The sequence below is a fragment of the Nocardia sp. NPDC057663 genome, assembly GCF_042799895.1.
Classification (GTDB): domain Bacteria; phylum Actinomycetota; class Actinomycetes; order Mycobacteriales; family Mycobacteriaceae; genus Nocardia.
In genome coordinates this window covers 1-16731 of record NZ_JBHVHX010000023.1, presented here as the reverse complement: position 1 = coordinate 16731, position 16731 = coordinate 1, and the positions used below count along the sequence as shown (strand labels likewise).

Here is a 16731-nt window from a genome sequence, read left to right as displayed (position 1 = left end):
CCCGATCGTTGCCGGTCGCGACCTCACCCCTCTGCCGTGTATCCACGCCAGGGGCGCTTTTCGGCTTCGTCGAGCCCGCAATGCCTGTTTAACAGCAGGCTCACGGCCCCCGATAGTACGCACAAGATGACCGTGATCAGGGGAGTCAAAACCCCCAGCTCGCGATGCTGGGACGGCTGTGCCGGCGGCCCGGGATGCCAGCAACGTGTCGGGTAGCGAATCTTTCCGCTCCCTTTAGATCAAGGCCCCGCACAAGAATGTCCGTGCTACCGTCGCTTTCGGGATCGTCGGTCCAGGCAACCGTGATGTTTCTTGTCTGATCGATCCCGATTCGCGGGCGGCGCTGCTGGCCAGTTGAATCGGTATTCACCGTAGTTTCGGCAAGACGTTCGACGCCGGTCCAATTGAAACCGCGCATCATGATCTCAAATTTGCCGTTCCGGTCAGCATCGTCGGCCCAGACCACAACAACCCTTGAGTCGTTAACCGCTATGTCGGGCTCGATCTGCTGACCAGCCGCATTCAGGTTAACCGCCGTTTCGGGGAACTGCTGTGATCCGTCGGCTTTGAAGCCGCGCATGTGGATCTGGTAGTGGCCGTTTCCATCTGTGTCGTCTGCCCAGACTACGGCAAAGTCGCCGGTCGGACGCATCGCGATCTGCGCTTGCCGGTGTTGTCCGCCAGCACCGCCCTTGTGTACGGTCTTTTCGCCCCAGCGTGTGGTTCCATCCGAGCCAAAGCCGGCCATTCTGAGGTCGGCGTTGCCGTTTCCGTCAGGATCTGACTCCCATACGACGACGAACGACCCGTCAGCGGCTGCGGCGACCCGTGGCTTCGTCTGACGTGTTATGAAGGTGCTCACCGTGCGCTGCGGAATGGTCTGGTTTCCCGAGCTATCGAAGCCGCGCACTTTGATCCGGTAACTACCTGCGCTGTCGCTGTCGTCTTGCCAAACGACCACAATAGATTTTCCGGCGACCGCGACATGCGGGTTGACCTGCTGGCCGGTGGAGTCGACATTGACTGTCCGCTCGGAGATGGTCTGACGGCCGTGACCGAAGGCTTTCATCACAATCTGGTAAAAGCCGTTGCCGTCCGTGTCGTCTGCCCAGACGAACACCATCTCCCCAAACCCCCCCATGCCAACTTCGGGAGTCTTTTGTTGACCTCTGGCGCTCTGATTGACCGTGATCGGTCCGAAATATTGTCGGCCGTGGGGTGCAGCGGTGCCCGCTGCGTGAATTTCGAATAGACCGTTACCATCTGAATCGTCTTCCCATACGACCACCGCTTCCAAGGGGAAAATATAAAGGACGCTAGCGCCCCACACATCGCGGCCACTGAGCCGTTGCCGCGGCTTTAGGGTGCAGCCAGCCTTGGGAGTCATGCCGCCACAATCGGTCGGCAGTGGGTAGTGCATGACCGACTCGCAGTCATAGTCGGTCAGAAACCAGCCACCATTGGCGATGGTGCAGTTTCCATCGGTTGAAGCACCGACTGTCACGTGGCTACTGCGGTCTGGACGTTGGTGCTCGTGAATAAACCCGACCGCGTGACCCATCTCGTGGAGCAGTCCACCGATATTGCCGGCGGAGTTGTTGGCGGTACAACTGATGGACTGGCGACCACCAACACGGCCGATCTCCGAGAAACACGACCCGTGATCGTCGAACACGACGTAATCGGTCTCGTTCGCCCGAGGGACGAACCGCATCACTGTCCTGCTGTTCCAATGGTCGATCGCTTGGTCGATGACCACTCGCATCTGGGAACCCGGCGGAAAGTCATCGCTGTTGATCTCGTACGGTATAGTTGCGGTTTTCCAAAGTCGGTTCTTGACGCCATATGCCACGACACACCTCCATGCCGGTCACAGAAAGTATCCACACCGTTCCGTGACGAGTTGTCATCGCGGGAAGACCTCCCGCGCCTACCGTCCTGCAATTTCTCGCAGACCGCGGCTCCGTTCTTGAGCCACCATGTCCTGAAGTTGGAGTTTCACGGGTCGCCCTTGCGGCGGGATACCGGCTCGACCGCGATCTTGCCGACGCGGATATGGGTCGACGTCTCCGGCCGAACGCGGCACGGATGTAGCGGCCTCAATTGAGGAAGTAGGTCCTCGAACCGAAATCGGGGCCGCATCGATAGGCATTTCTATCTCCCTCGATAGACACTGAGCGAACTACCGACGATCAACGAACTTCGGCGTCATCGGGGCTTGTCCCGTAACCCAAGCCTGGCCGCGCGCCTCTTTGGTGTCTTGAGTAGTGGACTACTCGATTGTTTCACGGACGGTCCGGAGCCACCCCGAATCCGGCCTCGACAGCGTTGTAGCTTGCCCCTGTCATGCCCGCTGGTGGGGGGCCAGTGACACGAGCAACACGAGCAGAGATAGGTCGCGTCCCTGGCCAGATTTCGTAGGCAACCCAGCCGTTGACACGGTCGGCCCGAGACTGCCGGTAATAAGGCTGCGATGGTGCGTGGTGCGGCTGTGGGTGAGGCGGGCCAGCGCACGCCGCACTTACCAGAGTTCTGGATAGTTCAGCAGTTCGAGCGCGCATCTGCTCGGGCGATTTCCTTTCGCAAGGCTATGAAGTCGCGCCCTGTCTTCGTGACGCTGACCCAATCGGACAAGCTGTCTCCTTCTTCAGGTATCTGCGCCACCGACTGAACGTCGATGTATCCGATATCTCGCAGGTATCGGAGTTCCCTATCCAATCCTTTGCTCATCACATAGTGGCCGAAGTTCCCCTCGCCCAGTTTTGCCAGATTCTGCCACATCGGTTCCGACATCGACGACAAGAAAGCGCGGGCGACGCGCTCGTTCAAGTCGCTGACCTCGCTTTCGATCTGCTCGATCTTCTCGTCGGCCTGGGCTCTCGCTTCTTGCAGCTGATCCTTCGTTTCGGCCAGTCCGGTCGTCGTCGCCACGACTGTTTTCTTAATCGCCCTGAATTCAGACGGGTCGATTTCGTTCTCACCCAACTTCAGCCTGGGAAAGCGGCCGAGCAGGGTGGTGATCGCGAAGTATGCGCCGATCGCCAGCAATGCTGCTGTACCGGCCTGGTTCTCCGTCATGAATACCGCCGCCACTCCTGCACCAGCCGATATGGCGGCGATCATGCCGCTCAGCCAGCGCATCCGCGCCGTATACTCCGGGTTCTCTGTAGTCGCTTCGACTCTAGTTGGGTCGAAGGACGATGGGGAAACCATGCTCAGACCTCCCTGTGGTGCAGCCATGCGGCGATCCTCGCACCGCGCAGGCTAGTTCTGTCGGCGACCCCGGCCCCGGTTTCGACCGGACTAAGGTGTGTCCCGAATGTCGCCGTGGCGGCACTGCTCAAGTCGGCTTGTTTTTCGCCGATCGTCGCCGCAGGATCCAACCGACTGCTCCGGCCGCAACGACAGCAATCCCCAACAATGTCGCCCAGTGGGTAAAGATTTGTTCTGCGGTATAGATCGATCCCGGTGCGGTGCACACGGATCGTCAGCGGGATGTCTTCGCTGACGACATGTCTGTCACTAAGGGGAACTTCTAGGTGTGCGGTCAGCTGCAACGCTGATGTCGGGTGTTTGGGGGTAAAGAACCATGCCCACAACATCTTGAATTCGCTGCCGGTCGACGCGCTGACCGCGTCAGACGGCGTGGCTTCCGCCTGGACGGGTCCACTAGTAGCCTGACGCAAACGGCTGGTCCGACTTTGACGGTGCCACCACTGATTGGTGATGCGCCCGGTAGCAGTTCTCATATTTTGGCGCCGAGAGTGTGGCTGTCGCCAATTTCGAGTCCGATCCGCTGCGTGCTCTTTACATCCATCGACTGCGGTGCATGCCAGATCACCGCCGCGGCGACCAGCGCCCGCGCCTGATCGCCGATATTGGTGAATGGGGGGTTGGGCGGCCGTTCGGCATGGGACTCCCAGATTGGGGGTGGCTTCAGCGACTCGTCAGACGAACAAGACAGAAGGAATACGCCCGCGACAGAAACGGTCACGGTTACCGCGACAATGGCTGGCAAGAAGATTCTCCACGAGTGCCGTCCCCGCCTCGGTGGCACCGTGCTTCCCTGAGCTGAGTTCTCCCCAATCGGTCTGCCTGTCATGTGGATCAAGGCTACAAGCAAAATCCCTGGTCGCAGGTGAAATCCTGCGCGTTTCCACTTCCAACCTGCTGTCGGAGACCAAGTGTGAGGTACCAGAACAACTCCTCACGACCAAACTCTGGGAACCCCGCAAACGCTCCGACTCCAGTCGGCTCGGTGTTCCGTAAGCCGATCACCCGCAACCAACCGGGGTTCGGTACACCGGTCGATGTCAACGGCACCACCATCCGAGTCGCCGATGCCGGCGGCGAGTTCTGCAGCGCCCATCTGCAGTTCGATGATCAGCAGGCCGTCGCAATCCGGGTATTCACCGCCCCGCTCGCGCCCCGCGCCGACCTGTGTCCCGAAGCCATCGACATCGCCACAGCATCGATCCCGCTGCTCGGGGTCCGACCGTCGCGCGCCGGATCGACCAACGCACACGTCGACACCCGGCTGTCGCGACTCGACGCGTGTGATGTGCTGCAAACACTCGGCCAAGGCCATCCCGACCTCGACGCCGGCGGACTCAATCCCTGGGGATGCTGGTTCCGGCTCGACCGCAGCGACGAATCCACCCAGCAGCAGATCGCGTTCCTGCGCGCCACCGACTCCCACATCGGGAAGGGAATGAGCGGTGACGAGCTGACCGAGATCGACGGCTTCCCGGCCAAGTATCTGGCCGGGACCGGCCGGTACTCGGCGAGTTGCGAGCTGATGGTCGGTATCGATGCTCAACGACGGACCAAACGAGAGCGAATCACCGGCCCCGACATCGACATCGAGCTGATCCGGATCAACACCACCGGTGGCGGCTGCGACAACGCCAAGGCAACCGCCACCGAGCTGGTCCGCCTGTACAAACTCCTCGGCTGACACCACGCACACCGCGCCTCCGATGGCGTCGATTAGACGCGATGCCAATCTGGCCTCCGGAGTACTTATCGGCGGCCAGGCCTCCCGTCGGGCCCGGCATGTGTACCCGATTCGCTGATCCCCTCCCTGGTCCAGCCCTCCAGCCGCGCAACGCCGAACGCCCCGAGCTCGCAGCAATGAGCTCGGGGCGTTCGTGATTGGGTAATCGGCCGCACACAGGCTTGATGCAAGCTAATGGTTGGCGTTTCACAGTGTAGACGTGGCGGGCGGGTATCGGACGGTCACGGGTCAGTTCCCGACGACGATGCTCGTCACCCGTGGCCGACTGACACAAAACTGTCGCGTCGACCAGTTCCACGCCAACCCGACATACGTCCTTCCCTTCGCCGTCTATACTGAGGTAGGAAGAGCCATTGATCACCGACGAAAATTGGTGTGTCATGTCTTCTTCCGGTTCCTCACCGTCGGCTCGACGCGACGGTTCGAGCAGCTCTCGTCCTTTCACGGCTCCTGGCGACGAAACATGGCTCAGCACTGCTGAACTCGCCGCCCGCCTCAAAATCCCCGTCAAGACCCTCGCGGCATGGGCCGGCTCCGGTCGCGGGCCTCGCTATGCCCGCATGGGGCGCTACCGGCGCTACCGACTCGGTGACGTCCGCGCCTGGGAGGACCAACGTTTCGCCGACGGCGGCGGCAGTCAATAGCCCCGGCCGGTTGCGGCGAATTCCGTGCATCCCTCAGCTGTGCAACCGCCTCATCACCGTGTCCGCGGACCTGTCACGCACGTAGCACGTCCATCGAGACGGTGCTGCGCGTGCGGCTCGTGCTGGCCCGATCACTGCGTCCGAGTTCAAGGAAGGTAATCATGGCCGGGCGAGTCCCCCATCCGGTTGGCACCTTCGGCCGACCCACGCCGCCACGCAAACAACGTAACGGCACCTGGCGCACCACCGCCCGCTACTACGGCGCCTGGGGTATCCAGTACATCGAACGCACCGGCCCCACGGCTGGCGAGGCACGAAACCGCCTCGCTGAAGCGATACGCGACTTCCGCGAGGACACCGGCGAACAGCGAATCACACGCACCACTACCCTGCTCACCCTGGCCGAGGAACTACTCGCCGAGATGGAAGCCGACGAAGCCTGTAGCCCTGGCTTGGTCGAGGACTACCGCCGCGAGATCTTCGTTTCCCGTGACAGACGAGCGAACCCGAAAACCATCAAGATCGAGAACACCCTGGGCCGTCTACAGATCTGGCAGGCAACCGCCGGCGAGCTCGATCGCCACCTCAAACGGCTACTGGCCCACGGGTTTCGCCGTAAGGCCAAACAGCACAAAATCATCCTGCGGGCGATGATGCAGATCGCCGTCCGCCACGGTGCCGCGACGAACAACCCCGTCGCGGGCGTCTCCTCGTTCCGCAAAACCAAACGGGCAGCGCGCGGAAAAGTCGCAGATATGACAGCGCTGCCCGCTTTTCGCGCCCAAGTGCGCGCATGGGCACGAGGCGAGGAGATCCCTGGCACCCCCGCCTATGTCAGCGGACCACCCCGGGATTGGACCATGGTGTGGGTCGTCGACGTCATCACCGGCACCGGAATCCGCCCCCACGAAGTCTTCGCCCTACTTCTCGAGGACATCGACCTCGAAGCAGACGAACCCTATCTCGATATCACCGGGACGCTCATCGAAGTCAAAGGAGAAGGCACCGGCGGCTGGGTCCGCAAGCCCGTACCGAAATCCGAAAACGGCTGGCGCAGGATACTTCTGCCCGCGCACACCGTCGAAGCGATCGAAGAAGCGATCCTGGACCTGAAGGTCAGCGACCGTCCCAACCCGCTCGGCATGCTGTTTCCCGCGCGCAACGGGTCAGTCCGAAACCCCAACAACTTCGGCAGGATTTGGCGCGCCGCACGCGGTTCCGACTACGACTGGGTCACCCCACGAACCTTCCGAAAAGGCGTCGCGACCGCAGTCGATCACGCGTACGAAAGTCCTGAACGGGCGGCCCGTCAACTCGGCAACACGACCATCGTGGCCAAGACGCACTACATCGACCGACCCGAAACCGTGCCGGACAACCGTGACGTCCTCGAACGCTGGGCCCGCGGCGACCAGAACCCCCAGAACGAACCCGTGGAGTAGGAACTCAGCTTCCGGAGCAGGCCTTTGGCTGGATGAGGCTGGCGATGTGAGTGACGCCGAATTCGCTGCGTGCAGGACCTGCGCACACACATGTTTTCATTCGCATGTCTACATTACTTGATGCTATCTGCGGCGCGTGGACGTAGACCCCTCCGCACCGACCTTGCTGAATTCGCTCCCCCATCAATCCTTGCCTCTCCCAAACTCTCAGAGGGAGTATGCAATCCCGTGCTACCGTGGAATCACCCACTACGGGACCGGCGGACGAACCGCGGTAACCAGTGCGGATCCACCTTCAAGGCATGCGACGCCAACGACAGGCACAAACCATTGGGCCCGAGTCGTTCGACGGCCGCGCATACGCCGAATTCGACAGGAGTATCCGCAATGACCGATCAACACAACCCCTACCGACTGTTCCTGCCACAGTCGATACCATCGAAACATCGCGTTTTCGCAATCAATCAAAGACGAGGCAGCTGGGATGACCTGCATGCCATCGCTACATTCGAAACGCGTTGGCAGGCAGTCCGGTTGGCCGATGCACTCAACGAGCTCTTGACCGGTACGGAGCTTGCACCGCAGTTCGTGGACGAGGCTCTCGTGACAGCCCCCGCGCCGGTGCGCTCTCAAGTGAACAAGATCGCCGAAGCGATCACCACCAGCATCTACGCCGATCAGGGCCGTTACCTCCACGCGCTGTCCCGGCCGTCTATCTGCGGTGTGATGAGGTTCCCCATCGGCCCAACTGGCGGAGTCGACCAGTCCGCCGACTACAACAGCGACCATCCTGACTACGACTTGGCGTTTCATTCGCGTCCGATTACGCCTCGGACAGCCGAGGCACTACGCACGGAAGGCGCCGTCCTCTCGGACGGAATCGACGAACTCGGCGACGAATGCTTGCCACCCAGGCTGCGGGGGCACGGTAAGCCATTTCGGGACAAGTTCATCGAGTGCGTCGACGCATTGGTTGATGACCTTGAGCACGGTGAGGTACCGGAGCCGCGCTGCAACGCCGAAGAGATCGCGTTGTGGATGATGCTGCAATTCGCCCAGGAGACCATGACCGAGGAAGGGGTGATGTCGCCGAGCATCAACGATCTGCCGCCGAGCGACTACGACTACCAGTTCAACCAGCTCAGAGACGACCTGTACGAGGACCACGACTTCCGAGACTTCTTCACCGACGTCGGTAAGACGACGATGTTTGCCGAGAGCGTCGACGGCCTGTTCGAGCCGTTTCCCCACCCCGGTCCACGCCAGCGATGACGCCATGACAGCCTCACCTTCTTGACAGCCCAGATGGTGGCGCAGTCCGGTGAATTGCGGTTTCCTGGAAGTGTCAACGCGATTGATCGTCCAAGCACAAATGTGCGATGCCACGTCGCGACACCACCACGCCGCTGCGACAACTCGCTCAGCGCCGTCAGCGGTCGTCCTCGATGGCTTCGCCAACCAGCAGGATCTGCGCGCCGAGCCATCCATCGGAAACCAGTACGTGCGTGGTCCCCCTCTCCGATCCCGCCGACCATCATCGCCCCCAAGGTTGAAACCGGATCTCGGCGCAACAACCGAAAGGGGATTCCGTTGAGACGGATACGCACTCGGCACCACGGTTGCCTCACTCGACTACTACCGTCCGGTCCGCCCCGATGAGGCGCGGGCGACCACCGCGTCCCCTCGGGGTGCCGGGCAAGGCCATGCTCACCGAGCTGGCAACGGGTCATTGGAAGGCACGCGTGTCCGTGCGCGATCCCTCGGGCAGACGGCGCGAGGTCGCACGAACCTCCCCGCTCAAACTCGACTCCCGCGGCCACCTCATCCCCGACCGCACCGGCCAGCGAGCCCTCGACGCCGTCCTGGCAGCTGCCATCGCCATCACCGCCGACCACGACGGAGAACTGTCCGCCACGACGACGGTCGCGCAACTGTGGGCACGTTACCGCGATTACCTCATCACCCAGGGCCGCACGCAAGGCACCATCGCCCGCTACGACCACGTCGCCAAACTGTTCGACGCTGTGTTCGGTGGCCGACAACTACTGGAAGTCACCACCGCGGCCATCGAGAGTTTCCTGACCGAGGTCGGCCACGCCAGAGGCCCCTCGAACATACGAACTGGGCGCACCGTGCTGTCCGGGATGTTCCGCTACGCCGTCCGCACAGGCCCACTCGAGGTCAACCCGGTCCGCGAAGCACAAACACCGAAGAACATCGAGCCCAAAGGCCGTACCGGCGGAGCAGCCAACCTGACCATCGACGAACTGCGCTTCATCCTCTCGGCCGTGCGGACCTCGCAGGCTCCGTGCCCACGCACACCATCGAAGGCCGAACGCGAACGCGGCACCCCGGGCACCTCGGACCCGCCGACGGTGGCCGAGTACTGCGAACGAACCGACCTCGCCGACATGATGGCCCTGTACGCCGCCACCGGACTGCGCCGATCCCAGATGCTCGGGTTGGTATGGACCGACATCGACGTTACTGCTCAGACGCTGCACCCCACCGGAAAGCTGGTCCGCATCCCAGGCAAAGGACTCCTCCGTATCGCCAAGACGGACGACCCGAAGAACCACACCGGCACGATCGCGCTGCCCGAGTTCGCCATGGAAATCCTCGAACGCCGCAAAGCGGCCTTGGCGGCCCGACGCCTGACATCGCCTCCAGATCCCGAAATCGAGCAACCAGACCTGGTGTTCCCGTCAACGTCATGGACTTTGCGCGACCCGCAGAACGTCGGCCACAGTTGGCAGCGCGTCCGGGAAGCTCTCGGCCTCCCTGACACCATCACCCCGCACAGCTTCCGGCACGCCGTGGCCACAATCCTCGACGACGCCGGCATATCAGCCCGCGTCACCGCAGACGTCCTCGGCCATGCCGATCCCACGATGGCCCAACGCTTCTATATGGCGCGGGGGCACCCGCACAGGGCGGCGGCCGACGTTCTCAACCGCGCAGTGACCGGCCGAAGCCAGACTGCATCAGCGAGTGGCATGCTTCGGCTCGGAATTTCTGCGACCGCAAGGCGGAAACGACGATCCTCCGCCTGCTCAACCGGAAAGACTCGACCGCAACTTGTCGGCAACGCCCACCGTCACTCGTCAGCATCGCCTGATCGCGACGCTTTCGAACCCCGCCCGGTGAACCGGGGTCGCCAAAGAGCAGCAGAAACTCGGACTGACCTGCACAGACTGTGAAGCTAAGGGGAATTGAACCCCTGACCTTCTCGGTGCGAGGTTCGAGTTCGACCACGACAAGCCAACGCCGAGCAGCACGGCCGGCGGCCAGCAGGCTGCGGCGGCCCCGAAGTCATCAGGGCCGCGGGTCGACGCAAACTCACCGCGATCGCTACCAAACACTCACCCCGCACGGGCGCCCGCCTGGTCGAGGAAATCCATGCCGCGTTGCCTGCGCAAATAGTTCCCCGGCTGCGCCTGCCGAGTGCATCACCTGGTGGAAACACTCGGCCGAGTGGTCGGCACGATCCAGGAGTCGTCCTCCATTCGGCGACCTGGTCACGGCCGATTTTCTAGCCGTTGGCGTCGCATCCGATGCCATCGCCATCCCTGTCGAGCCGATGCGGATCTCCGGGCTCAACAACGACAGGCCCGGGATAGTCGCTGCAGTCGGTATCGGGGCCCATTCGCTGATTCTGAAGACCAGTCTGCGCAGGTGGCTGCGAAGAAGGCTTCGGTGGCGGTAGCGGCTGTGGCAGCGGCGTCGTCGGTGGCGGTGGCGGTGGCGGTGGCGGCGCATTCTGCGGGGCGGGTGTCGGCGGCTGAGTGGTCACCATCTCCTGTGCACGCTCTCCGAAACCCGGGCATGTCCCCCACCCTCCGGCGTTCGTTGCTCGCGCGGTCGGCTCCGCAGCGCTGATCATCGACCAGTGTTTGTCGTTGGGTTGGTACAGGACAGCCTCGGCATGACCGGACTGCACCAGAGACAGGTTGACGAACTCGCCTCGGGGATCCCACATGTACAGCAAGTAGCGGCCGTACCATCACGCAACTCCTGATCGCGTTGAACCCACACCGTTGACCCGACCGGTGCGAGGCGAGTGAGTTCCGCGGTCGCTTCCGAGCCGAAACACTGGACCGGCGTGTTCGGATCCTTTGTCTCCGGCGCGTTGATCTCGAGCAGCCGAACGTCGACCGTGCTGGTGGAGGCCAATGCCACGCCCGCTGTCACTCCGGCTACCGCAAGTGTGTCGCCATCGACAATGCGCCGGACCACGGCCTGCTGCGCGTCGGCCGGCACCCCCGTCGGTGCGATGGCAATACCTTCGTTCGGCTGTCCGACGGTGGTGCTCACATCGTCGGATTCGACTGTGGGTGAGGTGAACGGTGCCGCTGGGGTGACGGTCGTGACCTGCGCTGAGCTGGTTCTGTCGGAAACCGAGGAACGCTCCTGGTCCGGGACTAGCCCGATGCCGATACCTGCCAGCGCGGCCACACCCGCGACAGCGACGACCGTCTTCGCGGTGCTCGTCATCGGACTTTCCTCGGCCTGTTCGGAAGTGGTTGCCGACCGTGTCGATCGGCTGGCGCCCCGATGGATTCCTGCTGGGCTCGGTCTTGGTCGCGATCGCGACGGATGAGCCACCAGCCGCACCACCCAGCCAAGACACCGAACAGCACGAAAATCCCGATCTCGGCGTCGACGGCGGCGGCGGATGCGAACAAGGTTCCCAGGGCCAGACCGGCCCACGCGAACCTAGTCAGGTGCCGACGAGGCACATGCTCGACACGTCTACCGGTCCCCGCACGCTCAGTACCGCGGACTTTCTCGGTGCCGGGTCTGTCGCTCGCGGTGGCAGTGATGTGTTCGGTCCACGCCCGACCATCCCACCAGCGCAGGACCTCCGGGTTAGCGGGGTCCGGGTACCAGCTCGCCAGTGCAGCAACAGATACTGAGACCGCCTTCGCGGACTCGTGCGAGGTGTGCCGAACCGGTGCGGCCCCGATGGTGCGGCTGTCGGCGAGCGCTTCCAACAGTGCAGCATACAACGGCTCGAAACCTTTGGCCATCTGCTTTGTCGCCAGAACAGCGTAGGGATTGGCCCCGGCCGCCGTGATCTTGCCGTGGAAACGTTCGCCACCGACCACGAATTCCAGATACCCATTGACCAGCATCGACGGGCGCTTCCACACGACTTGCTCGACACGGCTGATCGGGAAACACTTCGACTCTAAGGCGTTGATCTTCGCCGCGATCCTTGCAAGGCCACCGGTGCGTTGTATTTCGATCCACCAGCCATCAAAGGTGACGGTGCCGTTGTGGCCTTTGACGGTGATCGGCCGCTCGAGCGGTGTCCGCGAGCTCTGTCCGGGTCGGCCCGGGCTCGGTTGCACCTCCACCGGGTTTGCCCTCGAGGTCGGGGGCCCAGCGGCACCAGTCTGCCCGCCGCCTTCGTTTCCTGGTCGTCCACCGGTCGCTCACCTCGCTCGGTATACAACTGCAAAATCGCAGTACAAAGCCAATTTGTTACTCAGGCTTTGGTCGGCTTGCGCCCAACTGATCGAAGAACTGGCTCGAATCCCGGGTCTTTCCTGACGAGGTGGGTGCGGTCGCCAGGACGTACCCTCCGGTAAGAAGGCGACCTAGGTTGACGGTGTCGATCTGGAGGTCATTTAGCTTGTCGATGCATGCTGCCCAAGCGTCGAGCACCACCGCTGGGAGTCCGTGACAGCGCAGGCTAGAGAGCTCACGGCTGACCGGAGCAAGAACGGATGACGGAAACTGAGTCGACTCAAGGGCCGAGTGCCGGTGAAGACAGGCCACGCCAGCGCCCCGTCTACCTGCCCTCGCAGCCTTATCCTGTTCGGCAGCAACGGGTCCCGGACGCCTTCGCCTTGACATCCCGGGTGACGAATGCCAGAAGGTCATACAAGCGAACCTGCTCGCGGCCCCCTGCCGCTGCGCCCATAGGTGCCCGCAGCAGGTGATAACTGAGCAGTCCATATCCTAGGTGTGGGTCCCCCACGCCTCTTGCTCGCCGGTTGCCGCCGCGAGAATCAGCCGTCCGGTTCCCGCCATACGCTCCAACATCGGGGCGGGCCGACCGAGGCGGTGGACTCATGGAACCCCTCCGCGTGAGGGTGAAAGCGAGTCCCGCTGAACTCGCCGACGGGCGCCGCGAGGGTGGCTTACTCCCGCGTCTTGGCAGACCGTGAAGTTCAAAAACGTGGGGTTTCTGTGGGATTTGGCCGAAAAACGTCAAATCTCCGAAAAAGCGAAACCCCCTCCGACCCAGGTCAGAGGGGGTTTTCACTGTCGGGCTGACAGGATTTGAACCTGCGACCACCTGACCCCCAGTCAGGTGCGCTACCAAGCTGCGCCACAGCCCGTTCTTGCCCCCGTTGCCGGGTGCTCGAAAAGATTACCGCACCATTCCGCGAAGGTACTAATCGGCTGGTAGATGGCTATTTCTGTGGGTCTGATGGGCGTCGAAGACGGTGGCAACGACCGCTTACGAGTGTCGTCCGCGCACAGGGAGGAATCGTCCTGTGCGGGCGGCGTAGTCTGCGTACTGGTCGCCGTGGACGCGGTGCAGGTAGGGCTCTTCGACGCATCGGACCTGAATCTCGATGGCAGCCAACGAGGTTGCCAGCCCGCCGAGTGCGAGCGGGTTGGGGACCAGTAGGGCCAGACCCAGGAAGGTGGCCGCCACCCCACTCAGCACGGGATTTCGGACCCACCGGAGCGGGCCGGCAGTGACCAGCGCGCCGTGCGCACGTCCGGATCGACATCCACTCGCCACGAGGCGCCCATGGCGAGCTGAGCGAGGAAGGTGGCGGTGATACCGGCGACGGCCAGTACCGCACCCGCGACGCGCAGCGGGATCGAATCGAGCATCGGAAATGGTTCGAGCCCAGCGAGTTCAGCGATCGGTGCGGCGAGGAACGCGAGAAATCCGACGGTGGACACCGCCTTGGCCCACCACTGGGCGGTCCCGGACCGGTCACGAACCCGCAGCCCGGCCTCGCTCGTGCGGCGGATCTGGAGGACCGTGCGCACACCGACGACCGTCAGCAACCACATGCCGATCAGGATCAGTGCGACTACCGCCATCCCCGCACCTGCACTCTCTTCCGGCTGGACGGCTTACTCGGCGACGGTGGTCGCCGGCGCTGAAGTCGCAGACGGTGAGATGGTCGTGATCGCGGGCACCGACGGCAGCTGCCGGCCGTGATCGCCCGGTCGGTGGACACGGGATGGGGCTCGAGCTGCTCGCTTGCGATCCACTTCAGCGGGTGGACCGCGCCAGGCGGCGACAAGCAGACCGTCACCGGCCGGGAACTGGTCCACCCGGGCAGGCGAGACGACCCGTGGCGGTACTTCGCACATGACAACCGACCCTGATGTGGGCGCCGGATGGGTCGAACACGGTGACGCGAGGGGGTGCCGGAACGGTCACGGTGTGCTGCTGACCGTGGTACCGGTTCTGGTGGGGTGATCGTTGCGAGCTCGCCATGACAGTTCCTCCATGCCACAACAATCACGATCGGGCCTGAATCCGCTGATCAAGTGTCGGCGGCGCGCAGACATTCCGAGAAGGCTTCTGCGGGTGGAGTTCACCCGGGCGGATCAGGGCTGGGCCCGCACCATCCGAATTACTGGATGGCGCGCAAGTAGGCCGCGCCGCGCGGTGAGATCTCGTAGCCGATCTCCAGGCTGCGGGTCAGTCCGAGGTTCTCGAGCTTTCGCACATCGAGCTTCAACGAATCCTTGTCTCTGCCGAGAAGCTCCGCCAGTTCGGCCGCGCGACGACCGGGATGCCCCGCCACGGCAACGAGGACCGCATCCGTCCATGGACCTCGGCGACTCGCCTTGTCCAGCCGTGCCAGTGCCGCGGCGATCTCGGCGATGCCCTCCGGGGACAGGTCCGCATCGCTGCGCAACGCCACCCGTTCGTCGGGTCCGGCGTAGCGGACCTCGATCCGGAAGACCGGGTCTCGCGCGGCGCCACGCAGCGCCGCTTTCACGGCTTCGGCATCAGGCTGTCCTGCGCGGTGCGCATCGTCGTCCGAGATATCGTGCGGTTCGATCCGGTCGACGCGGACTATCTCGACGATCCCGGCGCTGGTGCGCAGTGTGCTGCCGACACGAACTCTGGGTGCGGTCCAGCGCCGGAACACCGTCGAAACCTCGCCGGTGGCGATACCGCGTGCGATGCGGTCGGTCAGAATCACTGCGCGTCCTCCCCGACACGGCCCGATGACCTACCGTCCCGATCGTAGCGGTGCCGAGCCGCGTGCTTCACGCGCTGATCGGCGCCGCCGTCACTCCGTAGCCGAGGTTGCCGAGGACTTCGCTGGTCGCCTTCGCGAAGTTCAGGGTGATGAAGTGCAGGCAGGGAGCTCCCTCGTCGATCAGGCGTCGGGTCATCTCCGTCGCGATGTCGATCCCCTCGGCACGCACCGCGGCGCGGTTCTCCTCCGGCCCGTCCCCCGCGGCGCGGCGCAGGCGTTCCATTATCCGATTCGGCAGCGACCGGCCGCTCAGTTCTTCCGCGCGCTGCACGGTGCGCAGCGAGGTGATCGGCATGAGCTCGGGGATGATCGGCTTCGCGCCTTCGATCGGGTCGAGCGCGATGGCTCGGTCTCGCAGCCGCAGATAGTGCTCGACGTCGAAGAACATCTGCGTGATCGAATACTCGGCGCCCGCACGCAGTTTCGCGACGAGGTGGCGGGTGTCGTGGTCGAGGTCGGGCGAGCGGTGATGGCCCTGCGGGAACGAGGCCACGCCGACATGGAAGTCGCCGAGGTCACGCACGATGCGCACCAGTTCCTCGGCGTACTCGACGCCCTCGGGATGCTTGCGCCACTCACCGAGCGGATCACCCGGCGGGTCGCCGCGCAGCACGAGCACGTTGCGGATGCCGGAATCGGCGTAGGAGCCGATCAGTGCACGCAACTCCGCGACGCTGTGCCCGACGGCGGTGAGGTGCGCCACCGGCAGCAGGGTCGTCTCCTGCGCCAGCGCGCCGGTGATCCGTACGGTGCGGTCCTTGGTCGACCCGCCCGCGCCGTAGGTCATCGACACGAAAGCCGGGTGCATGCGCTCGAATTCGCGCACCGTCCGCCACAGCCTCGCCTCGCCGGCGGCATCACGCGGCGGATTGAACTCGACCGAGAACGGCACACCCCGACCCGCGTGGGTCCGCAGACTCTGCGCGACCGACGGAGTTCGGGAGATCAATGGGGTCGGCTGCCCGTTCGTCGCGGGTCGTCCAGCACCTGTCATCGACTCTCCCCCAGTTCCACTAGTAGGTCGCCGCCCTCGACCTGCTGCACCTTCGCCACGGCGATTCGCCCCACGATACCGCCATGAGACGCGGTGATGGCCGCTTCCATCTTCATCGCCTCGATCGTGCCTATCGTGTCACCCATCGCAACCGAATCTCCTTCGGAGACAAGCAGAGTCACGACGCCGGCGAAGGGTGCAGCGATGTGGCCCGGGTTGTTCTTGTCCGCCTTCTCCGCAGCCGGAACCTCCGAAGCGATCGACCGGTCACGCACCGCGATCGGGCGCAGCTGCCCGTTCATGATGCACATCACCGTCCGCATACCCTTCTCGTCCGGCTCGGAGATCGCTTCCAGCCCGATGAGCAGGGTCACACCCT

General features: G+C 63.5%; 16 protein-coding genes and 1 tRNA gene. 5 read left to right on the top strand and 12 right to left on the bottom strand.

All coding sequences use genetic code 11. From position 1 onward, the window contains the following. Positions 1 to 145 precede the first annotated feature (145 nt). From ACFVAV_RS30765 to ACFVAV_RS30755, 3 genes are all read right to left on the bottom strand, one after another. Positions 146 to 1852, bottom strand: a complete 1707-nt coding sequence (locus tag ACFVAV_RS30765; protein WP_379039084.1) for a M12 family metallopeptidase — start codon at positions 1850 to 1852, stop codon at positions 146 to 148. Between the two features lie 689 nt (positions 1853 to 2541). Then, positions 2542 to 3240: a hypothetical protein gene (locus ACFVAV_RS30760; protein WP_379039083.1), complete on the bottom strand. Its 699-nt coding sequence runs from the start codon at positions 3238 to 3240 to the stop codon at positions 2542 to 2544. Positions 3241 to 3745: 505 nt separating this feature from the next. Further along, positions 3746 to 4018 carry a hypothetical protein gene (locus ACFVAV_RS30755; protein WP_379039082.1) on the bottom strand — a complete coding sequence of 91 codons (273 nt, stop codon included), beginning with the start codon at positions 4016 to 4018 and terminating at the stop codon, positions 3746 to 3748. A 240-nt stretch (positions 4019 to 4258) separates the two neighbouring features. Between ACFVAV_RS30755 and ACFVAV_RS30750 the strand changes: the two genes are divergently transcribed. From ACFVAV_RS30750 to ACFVAV_RS30730, 5 genes are all read left to right on the top strand, one after another. Then, positions 4259 to 4957, top strand: coding sequence for a hypothetical protein (locus ACFVAV_RS30750; protein WP_379039081.1), 699 nt, complete (start codon positions 4259 to 4261; stop codon positions 4955 to 4957). 440 nt (positions 4958 to 5397) lie between these two features. Beyond that, positions 5398 to 5661, top strand: coding sequence for a helix-turn-helix domain-containing protein (locus ACFVAV_RS30745; protein ID WP_379039148.1), 264 nt, complete (start codon positions 5398 to 5400; stop codon positions 5659 to 5661). A gap of 161 nt (positions 5662 to 5822) precedes the next feature. Next, entirely contained in the window at positions 5823 to 7103 is a 1281-nt protein-coding gene (gene xerC / locus ACFVAV_RS30740) for a tyrosine recombinase XerC (RefSeq protein WP_379039080.1), read from the top strand. Between the two features lie 387 nt (positions 7104 to 7490). Then, on the top strand, positions 7491 to 8375 hold the full coding sequence (locus ACFVAV_RS30735; protein WP_379039079.1) for a hypothetical protein: 885 nt from the start codon (positions 7491 to 7493) through the stop codon (positions 8373 to 8375). Positions 8376 to 8806: 431 nt separating this feature from the next. Then, the gene (locus tag ACFVAV_RS30730; protein ID WP_379039078.1) at positions 8807 to 10303 is read left to right on the top strand and encodes a tyrosine-type recombinase/integrase; all 1497 of its coding nucleotides are present in this window, start codon (positions 8807 to 8809) and stop codon (positions 10301 to 10303) included. Between the two features lie 332 nt (positions 10304 to 10635). Here ACFVAV_RS30730 and ACFVAV_RS30725 read toward each other — a convergent pair whose 3' ends face one another. From ACFVAV_RS30725 to ACFVAV_RS30685, 9 genes are all read right to left on the bottom strand, one after another. Continuing rightward, positions 10636 to 11082 carry a hypothetical protein gene (locus ACFVAV_RS30725; RefSeq protein WP_379039147.1) on the bottom strand — a complete coding sequence of 149 codons (447 nt, stop codon included), beginning with the start codon at positions 11080 to 11082 and terminating at the stop codon, positions 10636 to 10638. Continuing rightward, positions 10983 to 11597 carry a thermonuclease family protein gene (locus tag ACFVAV_RS30720; RefSeq protein WP_379039077.1) on the bottom strand — a complete coding sequence of 205 codons (615 nt, stop codon included), beginning with the start codon at positions 11595 to 11597 and terminating at the stop codon, positions 10983 to 10985. The genes ACFVAV_RS30725 and ACFVAV_RS30720 overlap by 100 nt, the downstream gene beginning before the upstream one ends. Further along, positions 11594 to 12463: a DUF2510 domain-containing protein gene (locus ACFVAV_RS30715; RefSeq protein ID WP_379039076.1), complete on the bottom strand. Its 870-nt coding sequence runs from the start codon at positions 12461 to 12463 to the stop codon at positions 11594 to 11596. Before ACFVAV_RS30715 ends, ACFVAV_RS30720 begins: the two co-directional genes overlap by 4 nt. A 916-nt stretch (positions 12464 to 13379) precedes the next feature. Then, positions 13380 to 13453 (bottom strand) — tRNA-Pro (locus ACFVAV_RS30710). 122 nt (positions 13454 to 13575) lie between these two features. Beyond that, a complete protein-coding gene (locus ACFVAV_RS30705; RefSeq protein WP_379039146.1) occupies positions 13576 to 13776 on the bottom strand; it encodes a methyltransferase family protein in 201 nt (66 codons plus the stop codon). Between the two features lie 5 nt (positions 13777 to 13781). Next, positions 13782 to 14177 carry a hypothetical protein gene (locus tag ACFVAV_RS30700; RefSeq protein WP_379039075.1) on the bottom strand — a complete coding sequence of 132 codons (396 nt, stop codon included), beginning with the start codon at positions 14175 to 14177 and terminating at the stop codon, positions 13782 to 13784. A gap of 542 nt (positions 14178 to 14719) precedes the next feature. Continuing rightward, positions 14720 to 15298, bottom strand: a complete 579-nt coding sequence (locus ACFVAV_RS30695; protein ID WP_379039074.1) for a hypothetical protein — start codon at positions 15296 to 15298, stop codon at positions 14720 to 14722. A gap of 67 nt (positions 15299 to 15365) precedes the next feature. Then, positions 15366 to 16352 carry a methylenetetrahydrofolate reductase gene (locus tag ACFVAV_RS30690; protein ID WP_379039073.1) on the bottom strand — a complete coding sequence of 329 codons (987 nt, stop codon included), beginning with the start codon at positions 16350 to 16352 and terminating at the stop codon, positions 15366 to 15368. After that, positions 16349 to 16731 (bottom strand): biotin/lipoyl-containing protein (locus tag ACFVAV_RS30685; protein WP_379039072.1); only part of this gene is annotated, 383 nt, incomplete at its 5' end. The genes ACFVAV_RS30685 and ACFVAV_RS30690, both read right to left, overlap by 4 nt.

What these genes read in the sequence shown, in the direction of transcription:
- ACFVAV_RS30745 (WP_379039148.1), top strand. Translation starts at nt 5,398, where the DNA reads ATGTCTTCTTCCGGTTCCTCACCGTCGGCTCGACGCGACGGTTCGAGC.
- ACFVAV_RS30760 (WP_379039083.1), bottom strand. Translation starts at nt 3,240, where the DNA reads ATGGCTGCACCACAGGGAGGTCTGAGCATGGTTTCCCCATCGTCCTTC.
- ACFVAV_RS30735 (WP_379039079.1), top strand. Translation starts at nt 7,491, where the DNA reads ATGACCGATCAACACAACCCCTACCGACTGTTCCTGCCACAGTCGATA.
- ACFVAV_RS30690 (WP_379039073.1), bottom strand. Translation starts at nt 16,352, where the DNA reads ATGACAGGTGCTGGACGACCCGCGACGAACGGGCAGCCGACCCCATTG.
- ACFVAV_RS30725 (WP_379039147.1), bottom strand. Translation starts at nt 11,082, where the DNA reads ATGTGGGATCCCCGAGGCGAGTTCGTCAACCTGTCTCTGGTGCAGTCC.
- ACFVAV_RS30730 (WP_379039078.1), top strand. Translation starts at nt 8,807, where the DNA reads ATGCTCACCGAGCTGGCAACGGGTCATTGGAAGGCACGCGTGTCCGTG.
- ACFVAV_RS30700 (WP_379039075.1), bottom strand. Translation starts at nt 14,177, where the DNA reads ATGGCGGTAGTCGCACTGATCCTGATCGGCATGTGGTTGCTGACGGTC.
- ACFVAV_RS30720 (WP_379039077.1), bottom strand. Translation starts at nt 11,597, where the DNA reads ATGACGAGCACCGCGAAGACGGTCGTCGCTGTCGCGGGTGTGGCCGCG.
- xerC (WP_379039080.1), top strand. Translation starts at nt 5,823, where the DNA reads ATGGCCGGGCGAGTCCCCCATCCGGTTGGCACCTTCGGCCGACCCACG.